This is a genomic window from Motilibacter aurantiacus, assembly GCF_011250645.1.
GTDB lineage: Bacteria > Actinomycetota > Actinomycetes > Motilibacterales > Motilibacteraceae > Motilibacter_A > Motilibacter_A aurantiacus.
In genome coordinates this window covers 1723-15734 of record NZ_JAANNO010000008.1, presented here as the reverse complement: position 1 = coordinate 15734, position 14012 = coordinate 1723, and the positions used below count along the sequence as shown (strand labels likewise).

Below are 14012 nucleotides of genomic sequence, written 5' to 3'. Positions count from 1 at the left end.
AGGTTGGTCTGCTCGGCGATGGAGGTGATGACCTTGACGACATCGCCGATCTCGCGGGAGGAGTCGCCCAGCGAGCTGACGGTCGCGTTGGTGGTCTCGGCCACCGACACCGCCTCGGCCGCCACCCGCGCCGCCTCGTTGGTGTTGTGGGCGATCTCGCGGATCGAGGCGCCCATCTCCTCCGAGCCGGCGGCCACCGTGTGCACCCCGCGCGAGACCTGCTCGACGGTGCCGGCGACGGACTCGGCCTGGGCGGAGGAGTCGGCCGCGGCGGCGGAGATCTGCCCGGCCGCGCCGGACAGCTGGGAAGCGGCGCCGGCGAGCCCGTCCGCGGACGCGGACACCGAGCGGACCAGGCCGCGGATGCCGTCCTGGGCGCGGCCGAGCGCAGCCGCCATGCGGCCGATCTCGTCGTTGGACCGGGTCGACACCGTGCCGGTGAGGTCGCCCTGCGCGAGCGCGTCCAGGGCCTGGACCGTCTGACGCAGCGGGCGGATGATGCCGCGGGCGACCCGCCAGGCGATCCCGCCGAGCAGCACGACGGCGAGGAGGAAGGTGATGGTGGTCGTGCGCTTCACCCCGGCGACCGCGGAGTCGACCCGGGCCTCGGCGGCAGCCACGTCGACGTCCATCGCCTCGAGGGCCGCCCCGACAGCGGCGTCGGTCGCGTCGTTGGCCGTCTGCACGTCCTCGTAGGACGCCCGCGCGGCGGCGCCGTCGGTGATCGCGCCGTCGACGACGGCCTCGATCTGGGTGAAGTAGCCGGTGTAGGCGCTCTCCAGCGCGGCCACCCGCTCGCCGGTGACGGCGGGGAGCACCTCCACCGGCGGGAGCTTGCCGAGCAGCTCCTGAGCCGTGGCGACGTCGTCGGCCAGCTCGCTCTTCTGCGCCGCCGGGTCGGGGCGGACCATCGCCTTGTAGGCGTCGACCTTGAGCTCGCTGGCCCGGGTGTCCAGCCGGAGCACGTTGGCCCGGGCGTCGCGGATCGCGCTCAGCGTGGTCTGCTCGTCGTCGATGCGCTCGGCGCCGAGGACGGCGACGGCGCCCACCGTCACGGTGGCCAGCACCCCGACGCCGGCGACGGCGGCGAGCTTCGCGCCGATGGAGGCGGTGGGACGGTTCACGCTTCTCTCCCGGGTCGGTCGGCGGCGCCGACGGTCCTCCTCCCATCGGGACATCTAGACAACTTCTGAAGGGAATGCGTGGCGGCCGTCACAGCAGACGCGGGAACAAACCAGGCCCTAGCGTGGCCTCGTGCCTCGCACCGACAGCGCCTCCCGCCACGTCGCCGCGCCCGCGGAGCAGGTGTTCGCGGCGCTCGTCGACCCCGCAGCGCTCGCTGCCTGGCTGCCTCCGGAGGGGATGAGCGGCCGGTTCGAGCACGCCGACATACGTCCGGGCGGGTGGTACCGGCTCGTGCTCTCGTACGACGACCCCACGAGCGGCACCGGGAAGACCACCGCGGGCACCGACGTCGTCGACTCGCGCATCGTCGACCTCGTGCCGGGGCAGCGCCTGGTGCAGGAGGTCGACTTCGTCGCCGACGACCCGGCCTTCGCCGGGACCATGGCCATGACCTGGTCGGTCGCGCCGGCGGACGGCGGCACGCTCGTCTCGGTCCGCGCCGACGGCGTGCCGGACGGGATCTCCGCCGCCGACCACGCCGTGGGGCTGGCCTCGTCGCTGGCGAACCTCGCGGCGTACGTCGGAGGCTGAGCGCGCGGCCGGCTCAGCGCTAGAGGCTGTCCTGGCTGACCGGCCAGGCCTTGAGGTGGTCGAAGCGGCGGTTGAGCTGGGAGTTGCCGAAGGTGACCGACACGCGGGTGTAGACGAGGACGCCGCGGCGCTGCTTCGGCTGGTCGAACCGGACCGTCACCGGATAGTGCGTCTCCTTGCCGGTGATGCAGGAGCAGTCGTCGTCCCAGTGCGGGTCGAGCACCACCGTGAACCGGGCGCGGCCCTGCGCCGCCCGCGCGTCCCAGGAGGAGTAGCGCATCCGGTCGAGACCCGCCCAACCCTCCGCGCAGTCGAGGGTGAAGGCCCGGGGCTTGACGGTGGGCCGCTCGCGCGGGCAGTCGTACACCTTCGGCGTCGTCGCGCCGGTCGTCGCGGACGCCGGAGCAGGCAGGGTGAGCCCGGAGGCCAGGAGCGTGCCGACGACCGCCCCCGCGAGTCGAGTGCGCATGCGGCGACGATAAGCCCTACCGGGCGTGCGCCACCCGCTCCAGCCACTCGGCGAGCAGGGCACGCTCGGCCGCGCTGAGCACGTCGAGCGCGTGCGCTTGGGCGCGCAGTGCCACCGCCGCGGAGGCGGGCCCCGGCCGGGTGGGGGCCGGCCGGCCGACGAGGACCTCGCGGAGCACCGCGTCGAGCATGGCCTCGGCGAGGGTGGGGTCCCGGCGCTCGGGCGCGGTGGCCAGCAGGGTGGTGACGGTGCCCACGCCGGCGGCCTGGACGAGGTCGACCGCCCGCTGCTCGGGGACCTGCAGGCGCCCGGCCTCGGCGATGCGGCGTACGCGCGCCGCCAGGACGTCGCGCCCGGCGCGGGCGGCGGGCGACCGCAGGGCGCGGTCCGGGTCGCTGAGCATCCGGAACAGGGCCGGGTTGGCCAGGCCGAACTCGATCTGCGACCGCCAGCCGGCGCGCAGCTCCTCGACCGGGTCGGCGTCCTCCGCCCGCGCCGCCTCCACCGTCGCCGCCTTGGCGGCCACCTGCCCGGCCAGCACGTGCTCCGCGACCGCCTCGAGCAGCCCGTCCTTGTCCCCGAACGCGCGGTAGATCGCCGGCGCCTGCACGCCCGCCGCGTCCGCGACCGCGCGGGTCGTCACCGCGGTGGGGCCGTGCTCGCGCAGCAGCCGGGCGGCCGCCTCGACGATGCGCGCCGAGGTGTCGGGCCGGCGGCGGGGCTGCTCACTCACGTAACGACGATAACGCGGTCTTGCTATCACTGTGATTCCGCTGCTACCTTGCCCGCGTTAGCACTGATAGCAGGAGGCCAGCATGATCGTCATCACCGGCGCGACCGGCGCCCTCAACGGCGCCACCGTCCACGCCCTGCTCCGCCGCGTCCCCGCGCACGAGATCGCCGTCGCGGTGCGCGACGTCGCACGGGCCGCGAGGCTCGCCGAGCTCGGCATCGAGGTCCGCCGCGCCGACTACGCCGACCCGGCCTCGCTGCCCGCGGCCTTCGCCGGTGCCGAGCAACTGCTGCTCGTCTCCGCCAGCGACCCCGCCGCCGACGCCGTCGCGCTGCACCGGAACGCCGTGGACGCCGCCGTCCGGGCGGGGGTCGGGCGCGTCCTCTACACGAGCCACCAGGGCGCCGCGCCGAGCTCGCCCTTCGCCCCGGCCCGCGACCACGCGCGCACGGAGCAGCTGCTCGCCGACTCCGGCCTGGCATGGACCGCGCTGCGCAACGGCTTCTACGCCCACAGCCTGGCCTTCCTCGCCGGGCCGTGGCGGGAGACCGGCCGCATCCCCGTCCCCGCCGACGGGCCGGTGTCCTGGACCGCGCGCCAGGACGTCGCAGAGGCCGCGGCGGCCGTCCTCGCCTCGCGGGCGGCGTACGACGGGGCGGTCACCCTGACCGCCGGCGCCGCCCCGACGTTCGCCGAGGTCGCCGAGGTCGCGTCCGAGCTGGCCGGGCGCCCGGTCGAGGCCGTCGTCGTGGACGCCGAGGCATGGGTCGCCGCGCAGGTGGCCGGGGGGCAGCCGGAGTTCCGCGCGCGCTTCACGCTCGGGATCTACGAAGCCGCTCGCGCCGGGTTCTTCGCGGGCACCGACCCCCTGCTGGGCGAGCTGCTGGGGCGGGAGCCCCGGACGGTACGGCACGCGCTGATGCCGGCGGGCTAGGCGTCGCGCCGCCCAGCGTTCGGCGACACGTGCCCTTCGCGTCGGTATCCGTTCAGATCCGGTCATGAGCCTCGAGCCATGCCAACCCCGCACCTGCCCACCGCTTCCCGCCCGCCCGGCCGGGCCCGCCGGATCGCCCTCGGCACGGCCCTGGCCACCGGGCTCCTCGCCCTTCCGGCCCCGCTCGCGCTCGCCGCCGACGCCCCCGCCGACGTGTGCGCCGCCCTGGACGACGCCGTGCACCTGCGGCTCGACGCCCGCGGCGACAGCCTGCTGACCACCTCGCGCGCCGAGGCCGACGCCGCCCAGGCGACGCGCGGCTACACCGACGACGACGGCGTGGTGTTCCTCGCCGCCGCCACCGCCGCCGACGGGGCCGCGCCGGTCCGCACGCTGGTGCACGGGCAGACGGGGCGCACGGCGTACGCGCTGGACGCCACGCGCATCGCCCAGCTGCAGCAGCAGGGCTACGCGCTCACCGAGGCGCCGGCGTTCTACGCCTCGGCGACCGAGCACGGCTGCCTCGACGCGGTGCACGAGCTGGTGCGCGAGTCCGACGGCCAGCAGCGCTTCGCGGTGACCAAGGGCCAGCGCAAGGAGCTCGAGGCGGACGGCTTCCGCTACGTCGGGGTCGCCTTCTGGTCCGGGACCGACCGGCGGTTCTCGATCGCCGTCATCCCCGACACCCAGCACGAGGTCCACGTCAACAAGGTCAACAACGTCTTCACCCACCGGGCGCAGTGGCTCGCGGACAACGAGGACGCCCTCGACCTGCGCTACATCACGCACACCGGCGACGTCGTCGACTGGGACACCCCGGACCACGAGCAGTACGAGAAGGCGAAGCCCGGGGTCGACATCCTCGACCGGACCGGGATCCCGTTCTCGTTCGCGATCGGCAACCACGACACGATGGCCACGGACGTCGGCGGCAGCGCGCGTCCCGGTCAGGACACCCGCGCCAACCAGCGGATCACCGACACGTTCAACGCGTACTTCGGCGTCGACCACGTGGAGAACCTGCGCGGCGCCTTCCAGCCGGGCAAGGTCGACAACATGTACACCACCTTCGCCGCGGGCGGCGTCGACTGGCTGGTGCTGCACCTGGAGCTGTGGCCGCGCACGGAGATGATCCGCTGGGCCGACCGCGTCCTCGCCGCGCACCCCGAGCACAACGTCATCGTGAACACGCACTCGTTCCTCACCGGCGACGGCAGCGTCTACCAGACGAACGGCGGCTACGGTGCGAACAGCCCGCAGTTCCTGTGGGACCAGGCGTTGAAGAGGCACGCGAACGTGCGGTTCATCCTGTCCGGCCACACCGGGCAGTGGGCCTACCGGGCGATGACCGGCGACAAGGGCAACAAGGTCGCCGCCATCAACACCACCCTGCACGACCGCACGGAGAACCCGACGCGGATCGTGCAGTTCGACACCACGGCCGACGCGATGACGAGCTACGTCTACCGGCCGTGGAGCGGCACCTACGTCACCACCGCGGCGCTCGACCTCGAGGCCCTCGACCTCGTCGTGCCCGCCGAGCAGCGGGTCGCGCGGCTCACCTCCCGGCTCGGCTCGCTCGTCGAGGCGGGCCGGCTCGCGCCGCACGTGGCCGCGTCCCTGCAGGAGCGGCTCGACCGGGCCGCGCGGATGCTGGACGCAGGCAGCGAGCAGCGCGCGCTGGCGGCGGTGGAGCAGTTCGCCGCTCGGGCGCACAACCAGGTCAAGGGCGACGCGGACGACGTCGCCGTACGCGGTGAGCTGGTCGCCGCGGCCGGCTCGCTCGGCGAGCTGCTGAGCGCGATGGACGTCGCGGAGACGGTCGACCTCGGCTGACCCACGCCTGCCCGGGCCGCAGCCCCGTCCCGCCGTCGTGCGGGGCGGGGCTGCGGCGTGCCTGTCTCACCAGGTGACGCGCGGTCACCACCGGGCTTCCGCGGCGATGGCTCGGGCCCTAGCGTTGCGAGCAGCCGCAGGGCGAGGCACCGACGCCTCGGGGCGGGGCGTCGAGCCACGGCGGCCCGCCCCGACACCTGCTGCCGACACCCGGAAGGGATGCGTATGGCAAGCACGCAGCGACCGAACATCCTGGTGGTGCTGCTCGACGACCTGGGGATCGGGGACCTCGGCGCGTACGGCGGCGAGCTCGTCCGTACCCGGATGTGCAACCGGCTCGCGGAGACGGGCGTGCTGTGCACGTCGATGTACACCCCGGCGTCGACGGACTCCCCCGCCCGGGCGGGCATCCTGACCGGGCGGTACGGCGCCCGGTTCTCGGTCCCGGAGTCGGTGCGCCCGGGCGTCCAGGGAGGCCTTCCGGCCGACGTGCCGACCGTCGCCGCCCTGCTGCAGGAGGCCGGCTACGCCACGGGGTTCTTCGGCCAGTGGCGGCTGGGCTCCGGGGCGGGGCAGCACCCGCTGGACCGGGGCTTCGACACCTTCGCGGGGTCGCTCTACGGCACCGACGTCACCCCGCTCGCGTGGTACGAGGGCCGGTCCGCGACCGCGCCGGACATGGACCTCGCGCTCGCGTCACGCTGGGTCACCGAGGCGGCGGAGGACTTCCTCGCCGGCCTGGGTGCGCGTACGCCCTTCCTGGCGGTGCTGTCGCACCTGGGCCCGGCCTTCCCCTCCGCCCCCGACCCGGACTACGCCGGCCGCTCGCGGGCCGGCCGCTACGGCGACGTGGTCGAGACGATCGACCGGCACCTGGAGCGGCTGATCGGCGAGGTGCGACGGCTGGGCCGGGACGACGACACTCTCGTCGTCGTGACGAGCGACAACGGCCCGCGCTACGAGGGCAGCACCCAGAGCCGTCGGGGCCGCAAGCCCGAGGTGATGGACGGCGGCGTGCGCGTCCCGTTCATCGCCTCCTGGCTCGGGCGCACGCTCGGGTTCGTCGACGAGACCCCGCGGTCGCTGCTCGACATCATGCCGACCCTGTGCACGCTCGCGGGAGTGCAACCGCCGGAGAACGTCGACGGGCAGGACATGTCGGCGCTGCTGACCCGAGGCGTCGCTCCCGCCCGGGGGCCGGTCTTCCTGTTCTACAACCAGTACCTCAACGCCATGCGCAGCGGGAAGTGGAAGCTGCACTACCGCTACGGGCCCGACTCCCGGACCTACATGCCGCAGCTGTTCGACGTCACCGTCGACCCCCGCGAGGCGTTCAACGTGGCCGAGAAGTACCCCGCCCTCGTCGACGAGCTGCTGCCGGCCCTGCTGGCCGAACGACAAGAAGTCGCCGCCGAGGCGGCCCAACGCGCTGCCGGAGGTGCGGCATGACCGAGCACGACCTGACCCGCCGTGCCGTTCTCAAGGGCGCGGCCGTCACCGCCGGCGCGCTGACCCTCGGCCCGGCCCTGGCCTCCGGCCCCGCGTCGGCCGCCCAGCCGTCCGCGGCGGCCGGCAGCCGCCCCAACTTCGTCCTGATCATGACCGACGACCAGGGCTACGCCGACCTCGCCAGCTACGGCGCGCCGTACATCGACACCCCGAACCTCGACGGGATCGCGCAGCGCGGCATCCGCTGCACCGACCACTACGCCGGCAGCCCGCTCTGCACGCCGTCGCGGGCGGCGCTGCTGACGGGGGCCTGGCCGCCCCGGGTGAACATGCCCAACGTGCTGAACCCCGCCCAGGCGCAGGGCCTCTCCCCGGCCGAGACCACGCTCCCGGAGTACCTGCGCACGGCGGGCTACGCGACGGCGATGTTCGGCAAGTGGCACCTCGGCGACCCCGAGTCCAACCCGGTGTTCCACCCGATGGACCACGGGTTCGACCGCTTCTTCGGCACGCCCTACTCCAACGACTACCCGACGGTCCCCGTGTACGACGACCGGACGATCGTGGAGCGCATCGTCTATCCCGGAGCGCTCGGCCAGGACGCCGGCAACGGTGACGAGCAGAACTGGCTCAACAAGGCCGTCATGCAGCACGCGGCCGACTGGATCCGCGGCCAGGACGCCGACCGGCCCTTCCTCGCCTACGTCGCGCCGACGCAGCCGCACGAGCCCGTCGCCTCGGAGTTCCAGGGCAGCGCCGGAGGCCCGCACGGCAGCTCGGTCGAGGAGATCGACATGCTCGTGGGCGAGATCCTGCAGGCGCTCGACGAGCTCGGCGTCCGGGAGAACACCGTCGTCGTCTTCACCAGTGACAACGGCCCCTGGTGGGTGGGTGACACCGGCGGCCTGAAGGGCCGCAAGGGCGAGACCTACGAGGGCGGGCAGCGCGTCCCCTTCGTCATGGAGTGGCCGGCCGTGATGTCGGGTGAAAGCCTGGTCTACGAAGGCGTCACGACCCACACCGACATCCTGCCGACGTTCTGCGCCGCGGCCGGAGTCCCGCTCCGTGACCGGGCCCTCGACGGCAGAAACCTGCTTCCGCTGATCGAGGACGGCCGGAAGCCGCCCTTCTTCGCCGAGCTCGGCGCGCTTCTCGACCTGCACTCCGCCTCGGGGCAGATCACCGTCACGGCGGCCGCCGGCCTGCGCGACCGGCTGGACCGGGCGGAGACGGCGGTCGAGCAGGGCCGGGAGAGCACCGCCGTCAGCTACCTCGAGCAGCTGGCCGCCCGGGCGAGGAACCAGGTCAAGGGCGACGCCGACGACGTCGCCGCGCGGGACGCGATCCTCTCGGCCGTGTCGGCGGCCGTCGTCACGGTGAGCACGTACGTCGACGTGGCCTACTACTCCTCCAACACGCTGCACGCGATCCGGTACGGCGACTGGAAGCTCCACGTCCGCCGGGTGGCCAACCCGACCCGGTTCACCGGGCTCTACAACTGGAACGCCACGGACAACATGCCGGAGCTCTACAACCTGCGCACCGACCCGGAGGAGTGCTACGACCTGTCCGAGCACGAGCCGGAGGTCCTCGCCGCCATGACTGCGCGGCTGCAGGCGTTCGACGCCGCGCTCAAGGCCGACCGGGCGTTGTACTACCCGGCGCTGGGCTGACGCTTCCGGCTACGGGTGGGCCCGGTCGCCGTGTCGCGGTGACCGGGCCCTCGTTCGGTGCGGTGCTTGTCGCGTACGCCGGGTCAGCGCAGCTGGCCCTTCTCCAGCACGGTGAGGGCGAGGGGGCCGGCGGGGTACGACGGGTCACCCAGGAAGGGCCGGACGCGCCCCGTCCGGGGCGAGAGAGCGGAGAGGCCGTGACCGCCGCGCAGGGGACGGGCGAGGTCGAGCGGCCCGCTGAGGAGCAGCGCGTCGCCGCGCCGTCCGACGACCATGACCCCGTACGGCGAGTTCGTCCTGGCCCCCTGCAGCGGCACGAGCCGAGCGGCGGTGCCGTCGACCGGCACGACGGCGAGCGCGGGCCGCGCGTCCTTCCAGCGCACCTTGTCCTGCACGAGCATCCACAGCTCCCGGCCGTCCGCGGAGAACACGGGCGCGCTCTGGCCCCTGGCCCCCGGTCTGGCGAGCTCCGTCAGCCCTCCGGTCGCGACGTCGACGACGACCGTGCGTCGCTGCGGCCCGGGGAGCTCGTTCGCCAGGCCACCGCCTGCGGCGACGGCGATCCGTCGCGAGTCAGGGCTCCAACTGAAGGGGCCGGTCCGGCCGCTGAGCAGGGTGCGGAAGTCTCCCGTGGCCAGGTCCAGGACCACGATGTCGTGCGGCGTGGCGGGCCGGTTCGGGCGGGTGCGGCTCAGGTCGAACGCGAGCCAGCGGCCGTCAGGGGAGAACTGCAGGTTCGACGTGGTCCCGAAGGTGCCGAGCCGGTACTCGCGCTGCTGCCCCGTCCGCAGGGTCAGCGTGCGCACCCGCGCCGGCCGCTGGAACGTCCCGCCACCGGCGAGTGCGCGGCCGCTGGGAGAGATCGCCGGAAAGGCGTTCTGCGCGTACGGCCCACGCTGCTGTGTCACGCGGCCGGGCAGCCGGCGCCACCCCGTCCCGTCCGCGTCCAGCACGTACGCGTCGTAGACCCCCGACTCGATCGTGTAGGCGCCGCGGCTACCGGGCGGTGGCGGGGCCGTGACCCGCTGCCCCGTCGCGTAGTCGAAAACGACCGAGTCGTCCCAGTCCAGGATCTGCGCGGTCGTGAGACCTCGCGTGATGGGAGAGGCCGCGAGCGTGGGCACGGCTGTTGAGTCCGTGGGCGGCTTGGGCATGGCCCGGGGCAGGTAGCCGTCCGTCGATGTCGCGGCTGACGTGAGGGCGCTCGCCGGCGCGAGAAGACCGGTCGCGTCAGCACGGGCAGGCGCGGCGGACGTCGCCGGCGCCAGAAGGGCGGCCATCAACGTCGCGCCCGCGAGCGCGCGCATGCTCCGTGTTCCACTCATCGCGATCCCCCGTGGTTCGCAGTGCGGGCTCAATCTGCCACGCGCAGATCCTCGGGGGAAGGCTCTGCCGCGCCACCCCTCGATCCGACAGCATTCGCTCCGTTCCGCGCGATGATGACCTGGCCCATGAGCTCCGCCTCCTCTGCGTGACGAGGGAAACGCTGTGTCGACGGAGGAGGGCAACGCTGTCATGAGCTGGGTCAAACCCCTCTTGAGCCACTCCTCGTCGGGCGGTGCCCGACGAGGCGCATGTCATGTGAGAGCCACGCCAACCCGCCGCGGGCAGCCGATAGGAGCGCATCCCCGCCGGGCACTCGACAACAGCTCGGCGGGCCACCGCCGTACGTCGAGTCTTGGACCACCGGACCACCGATGAGCGCAAGATCCGAACAACGCGGGAGGGGCAGCCTCGTCTCGTGCACTGCCCGTGGGCGCATGTGCACTCGCGTGCGTGCACGGGAGCGCGGCGCCGCCGTCGCAGAGCTCAGCCTAACCGGGCGAGGTACTGGTGCACGAAGGCGATGGCCATGCCTCCTTCTCCGACACCCGAAGCCACGCGCTTCACCGAGCCGGCGCGCACGTCCCCCGCGGCGAAGACGCCCGGCGCCGTCGTCTCGAGAGCGAACGGGTCGCGCGCCTGCCGCCAGAGGGCTGACTCACGCGCCGCAAGCCCGGTGAGCACGTAGCCGTTGACGTCGCGGGCCACCGCGTCGGGGAGCCAACCAGTGCGGGCGTCGGCCCCGATCATGACGAACATGACCGAGGCGTCGCGGCGTTGCATGCCACCGAGTCGTCGATCGACGACGTCTACCGACTCCAGAAGCTCGGTACCGTGCACCGCGGCGACCTCAGACCGCGTCTCAACGCTGATACGCGAGTTCACGCGGATCTGCTCCATGAGGTAGTGCGACATGCTCGAGGCGAGTGACTCGCCCCTAACCAACATCGTCACCGACCGCGAGTGCCTGGAGAAGAAGAGCGCCGCCTGGCCGGCAGAGTTACCGGCGCCGATGATGAGAACGTCGCGTCCGTGAGCCAGGCCGGTGTCGCTGCGCGCAGCGCCGTAGTAGACCCCGTTGCCGACGAAGCGGTCGATGCCGTCGACGGCCAACTGGCGCCACTCGACGCCTGAGGCGAGCAGGACGACCCGCGCCCGGATCCTGATGTCGCCGTCGAGCATGAGGCAGCCGGCGTCCGGGTCCAACGACTCGACGTCGCGGGTGACCACGATTTCGGCACCGAGCCTTCGGGCCTGGCGCAGCGCCTTGGTCGCGAGTTCGTCGCCCGACACCCCGAAGGGGAACCCGGTGTAGTTCTCGATCCGCGTCGACGTGCCCGCCTGGCCCCCCGGAGCGAAGCGTTCGACGACAAGGGTGCGTAGCCCCTCGGCCGCGCCGTTCACCGCAGCCGTCAACCCGGTCGGACCGGCCCCGACGACGACGACGTCGTAGTCCTCGTGCGCTGGCGCGACCGCAAGGCCGCCAGCCGCCGCCACATCGCGGAGCGTGGGATCGACCAGCTCGGACCCGTCGGCGAGGCGCACGACGAACGAGCCCGCGAGCACCCGCTGCTCGTCGGCATGCGCCGGGTCAGCGGTGTTGACCGTCTCGAAGCGCACCCGGTTGCGGTCGAGGAACGTCTGCACCCGGTGCACCTGAGGGCTGGCCTGTGGAGCGACCAGGGTCATCTCTGGAACGGCCGGCTCGGCCGCGAGTTCGCGCAGCCCCGAGATCCGGCCCTGCGCCAAGGCTCCCACCGCCGCTGCCACGGTGGGAGCCGCGGCGGCGAGGGTGAAGAAGGTCTGGACGTCGATGCGCAGCACCCGCGACGGCTCGACCGCGACGCAGCTCGCCGGAAGGTTCATGTTGAGCATCACCGGCACCTCGCCGTAGAGCTCACCGGGTCCGCGTGGCCCGATGACCCGCTCGACGCCGTTGATCTCCTTGATGAGGTTGACCTCACCCTCCACCACCACGAACAGCGCCCGCTCGTCACCCTCGTGGGCGACGAACTCACCAGGACGCAGCACCACGTCCTCTGCCGAACGCGCGACAAGCGCCAGCAGGTCAGGTGCAAGCTCGGCAAACAGGGGGATGCGAGCAAGCTCGGCCGAACTGATCACGACGAACCCTTCGTCGACGCGCTGTAGCGAAATTGATCTTAGGACGTCCAACCGCCGCAGTCACCTCACCGCCTGTGACCGTCCCGACGTCACTACGGGCGCCACTGACGTTCGTCGCGCGTGGGCACTAACTGGTTGAGCAAAAGTCGGTCGCCGCTTTGGCGCCTGCTGGACGCAGCATCGTCCGCCCTAACCGGGTCCAGCACTACGGACCACAAGGTAGGCCCGGAGGGAGCGCAGTGGAAGTTCTGCTGCGGTGGCAGCAGCCCGGCTCCTGACCCAGTTACGTCGAGAGACACTTCGGCTTCGCGCACTTTCCTGTGTCATCGACAGCGGAGAACGGACCCTCTGGCGACGGGTGAAAACGGACCCCCTTGGGGTGGTCATGTTGGTGTCAGTCCTGCTCTGGGGCTGGTGGCGGGGTGCGGCCGAGGTCGCGGTCGCGCAGCCGGTAGGAGTCGCCTTTGAGGGCGATGACGTCGGCGTGGTGGACGAGCCGGTCGATCATTGCGGCGGCGACAACGTCGTCGCCGAACACCTCGCCCCAGCGCCCGAACGGCTTGTTGCTGGTGACGGTCAAGCTGGCGCGCTCGTAGCGGGCGGAGACCAGCTTGATGCGCCCTGGGTCTGGTGGAGGCGTTGATCCGGCAAGGAGACTGCTGGCATGCCTGCACCGCGAAAGTTCGACGACGAGACCCGGGAGCGGGCGGTCCGGATGTACCGGGACCGGCGCCGTGAGAACCCCGTCGAGTCCCAGCTCCAGGCCCGCACCCACGTCGGGAGGCTGCTGGACATCAACCCCGCGACGCTGCGCAACTGGATCGAGCGCGAGGAGGTCGACGCCGGCGAGCGCCGCGGCGTGACGACAGAAGCGGCCGAGGAGCTCAAGGCGCTGCGCAAGGTGAACGCCGAGCTGCGCCGCGCGAACGAGATCCTGAGGACTGCGTCGGCGTTCTCCGCCGCGGCGGAGGTCGACCGCCGACTCAAGTGATCGTCGACTACATCGACGCGCACAAGCACGAGCACGGGGTCGACCCGATCTGCCGCACGCTGAGCGAGCACGGCGTGCCGATCGCCCCGGCCACCTACTACGCCGCCAAAGCCTGCCCTGTCTCGTTCGCGGCGTGGGACGACGCCCACGCCGCGAACGCGCTGCTGGACTGCTTCACCGCGAACCGGTCTCTCTACGGGGCGCGCAAGCTCTGGCACGCACTGCGCCGAGCCGGACGCGACATCGGCCGCGACCAGGTCGCCCGGCTGATGAAGATCGTCGCTGTCGAGGGCGCCCGCCGCGGCCGCCACCGCACGGTGTCAACACGGCGCGACGACACCGCCGCGCGGCACCCGGACCTGGTCAAGCGCGGCTGGGCCGTGCCGACGCGGCCGGACCAGTGGTGGGTCGCGGACTTCACCTACTGCTGGACGCTCGCCGGGTTCGTCTACGTCGCGTTCGTCACCGACGTCTACTCCCGGCGCATCCTCGGCTGGCGCGGCGCCACCACGGAAGCGACGCCGCTCGTGACCGCCGTGCTCGAGCAGGCGCTGTTCACCCGCCGCCGCCCAACGCGGAGTTCGCCGCGACCGGGCTGCTGCACCACTCGGACGCGGGCTCCCAGTACACGTCGTTGGCATTCACCGAGGCGCTGCGTGACGCGGGCATCGCCAGGTCGATCGGCACCGTCGGCGACGCGCTGGACAACGCCCTCATGGAGTCCACGATCGGGCTCTACAATACCGAGCTCATCGACCGCCGGC

At 72.7% G+C, this 14012-nt stretch carries 10 protein-coding genes, 2 pseudogenes and 1 other annotated feature; of the genes and pseudogenes, 6 read left to right on the top strand and 6 right to left on the bottom strand.

Annotated elements, in window-relative coordinates:
- A partial coding sequence (locus G9H72_RS23070) for a methyl-accepting chemotaxis protein (RefSeq protein ID WP_166172305.1) occupies positions 1–1124 on the bottom strand: 1124 nt, incomplete at its 3' end.
- Between the two features lie 130 nt (positions 1125–1254).
- On the opposite strand from G9H72_RS23070, the gene G9H72_RS14475 reads away from it, so the two are divergent.
- Positions 1255–1716, top strand: a complete 462-nt coding sequence (locus tag G9H72_RS14475) for an SRPBCC family protein (RefSeq protein ID WP_166172303.1) — start codon at positions 1255–1257, stop codon at positions 1714–1716.
- A gap of 19 nt (positions 1717–1735) precedes the next feature.
- Here the strand turns inward: G9H72_RS14475 and G9H72_RS14470 are convergent, their stop codons facing one another.
- Positions 1736–2185, bottom strand: coding sequence for a hypothetical protein (locus G9H72_RS14470; RefSeq protein WP_166172301.1), 450 nt, complete (start codon positions 2183–2185; stop codon positions 1736–1738).
- Positions 2186–2201: 16 nt separating this feature from the next.
- Entirely contained in the window at positions 2202–2918 is a 717-nt protein-coding gene (locus tag G9H72_RS14465) for a TetR/AcrR family transcriptional regulator (RefSeq protein ID WP_166172299.1), read from the bottom strand.
- 82 nt (positions 2919–3000) lie between these two features.
- On the opposite strand from G9H72_RS14465, the gene G9H72_RS14460 reads away from it, so the two are divergent.
- The 4 genes from G9H72_RS14460 (at position 3001) to G9H72_RS14445 (ending at position 8810) form a co-directional block, all read left to right on the top strand.
- On the top strand, positions 3001–3852 hold the full coding sequence (locus tag G9H72_RS14460) for an NmrA family NAD(P)-binding protein (RefSeq protein ID WP_166172297.1): 852 nt from the start codon (positions 3001–3003) through the stop codon (positions 3850–3852).
- A 78-nt stretch (positions 3853–3930) separates the two neighbouring features.
- Positions 3931–5688, top strand: coding sequence for a metallophosphoesterase (locus tag G9H72_RS14455; RefSeq protein ID WP_166172295.1), 1758 nt, complete (start codon positions 3931–3933; stop codon positions 5686–5688).
- Between the two features lie 225 nt (positions 5689–5913).
- Complete coding sequence (locus G9H72_RS14450) at positions 5914–7137, top strand: sulfatase-like hydrolase/transferase (RefSeq protein ID WP_166172293.1); 1224 nt, start codon at positions 5914–5916, stop codon at positions 7135–7137.
- Positions 7134–8810 carry a sulfatase-like hydrolase/transferase gene (locus G9H72_RS14445; RefSeq protein WP_166172291.1) on the top strand — a complete coding sequence of 559 codons (1677 nt, stop codon included), beginning with the start codon at positions 7134–7136 and terminating at the stop codon, positions 8808–8810. Before G9H72_RS14450 ends, G9H72_RS14445 begins: the two co-directional genes overlap by 4 nt.
- A gap of 83 nt (positions 8811–8893) precedes the next feature.
- Here the strand turns inward: G9H72_RS14445 and G9H72_RS14440 are convergent, their stop codons facing one another.
- From G9H72_RS14440 to G9H72_RS14430, 3 genes and pseudogenes are all read right to left on the bottom strand, one after another.
- Positions 8894–10117 (bottom strand): TolB family protein, encoded by a 1224-nt coding sequence (locus G9H72_RS14440; RefSeq protein ID WP_166172289.1) that lies wholly within the window; start codon positions 10115–10117, stop codon positions 8894–8896.
- 502 nt (positions 10118–10619) lie between these two features.
- On the bottom strand, positions 10620–12257 hold the full coding sequence (locus G9H72_RS14435; protein WP_166172287.1) for an FAD-dependent oxidoreductase: 1638 nt from the start codon (positions 12255–12257) through the stop codon (positions 10620–10622).
- Between the two features lie 394 nt (positions 12258–12651).
- Positions 12652–12870: pseudogene (locus G9H72_RS14430) on the bottom strand (ATP-binding protein); the annotation flags it as partial.
- Positions 12871–12921: 51 nt separating this feature from the next.
- On the opposite strand from G9H72_RS14430, the pseudogene G9H72_RS14425 reads away from it, so the two are divergent.
- Positions 12922–14012 (top strand): annotated as a pseudogene (locus tag G9H72_RS14425) (IS3 family transposase); the annotation flags it as partial.
- Positions 13206–13337 (top strand) — a sequence feature (AL1L pseudoknot). Its footprint overlaps the pseudogene before it by 132 nt.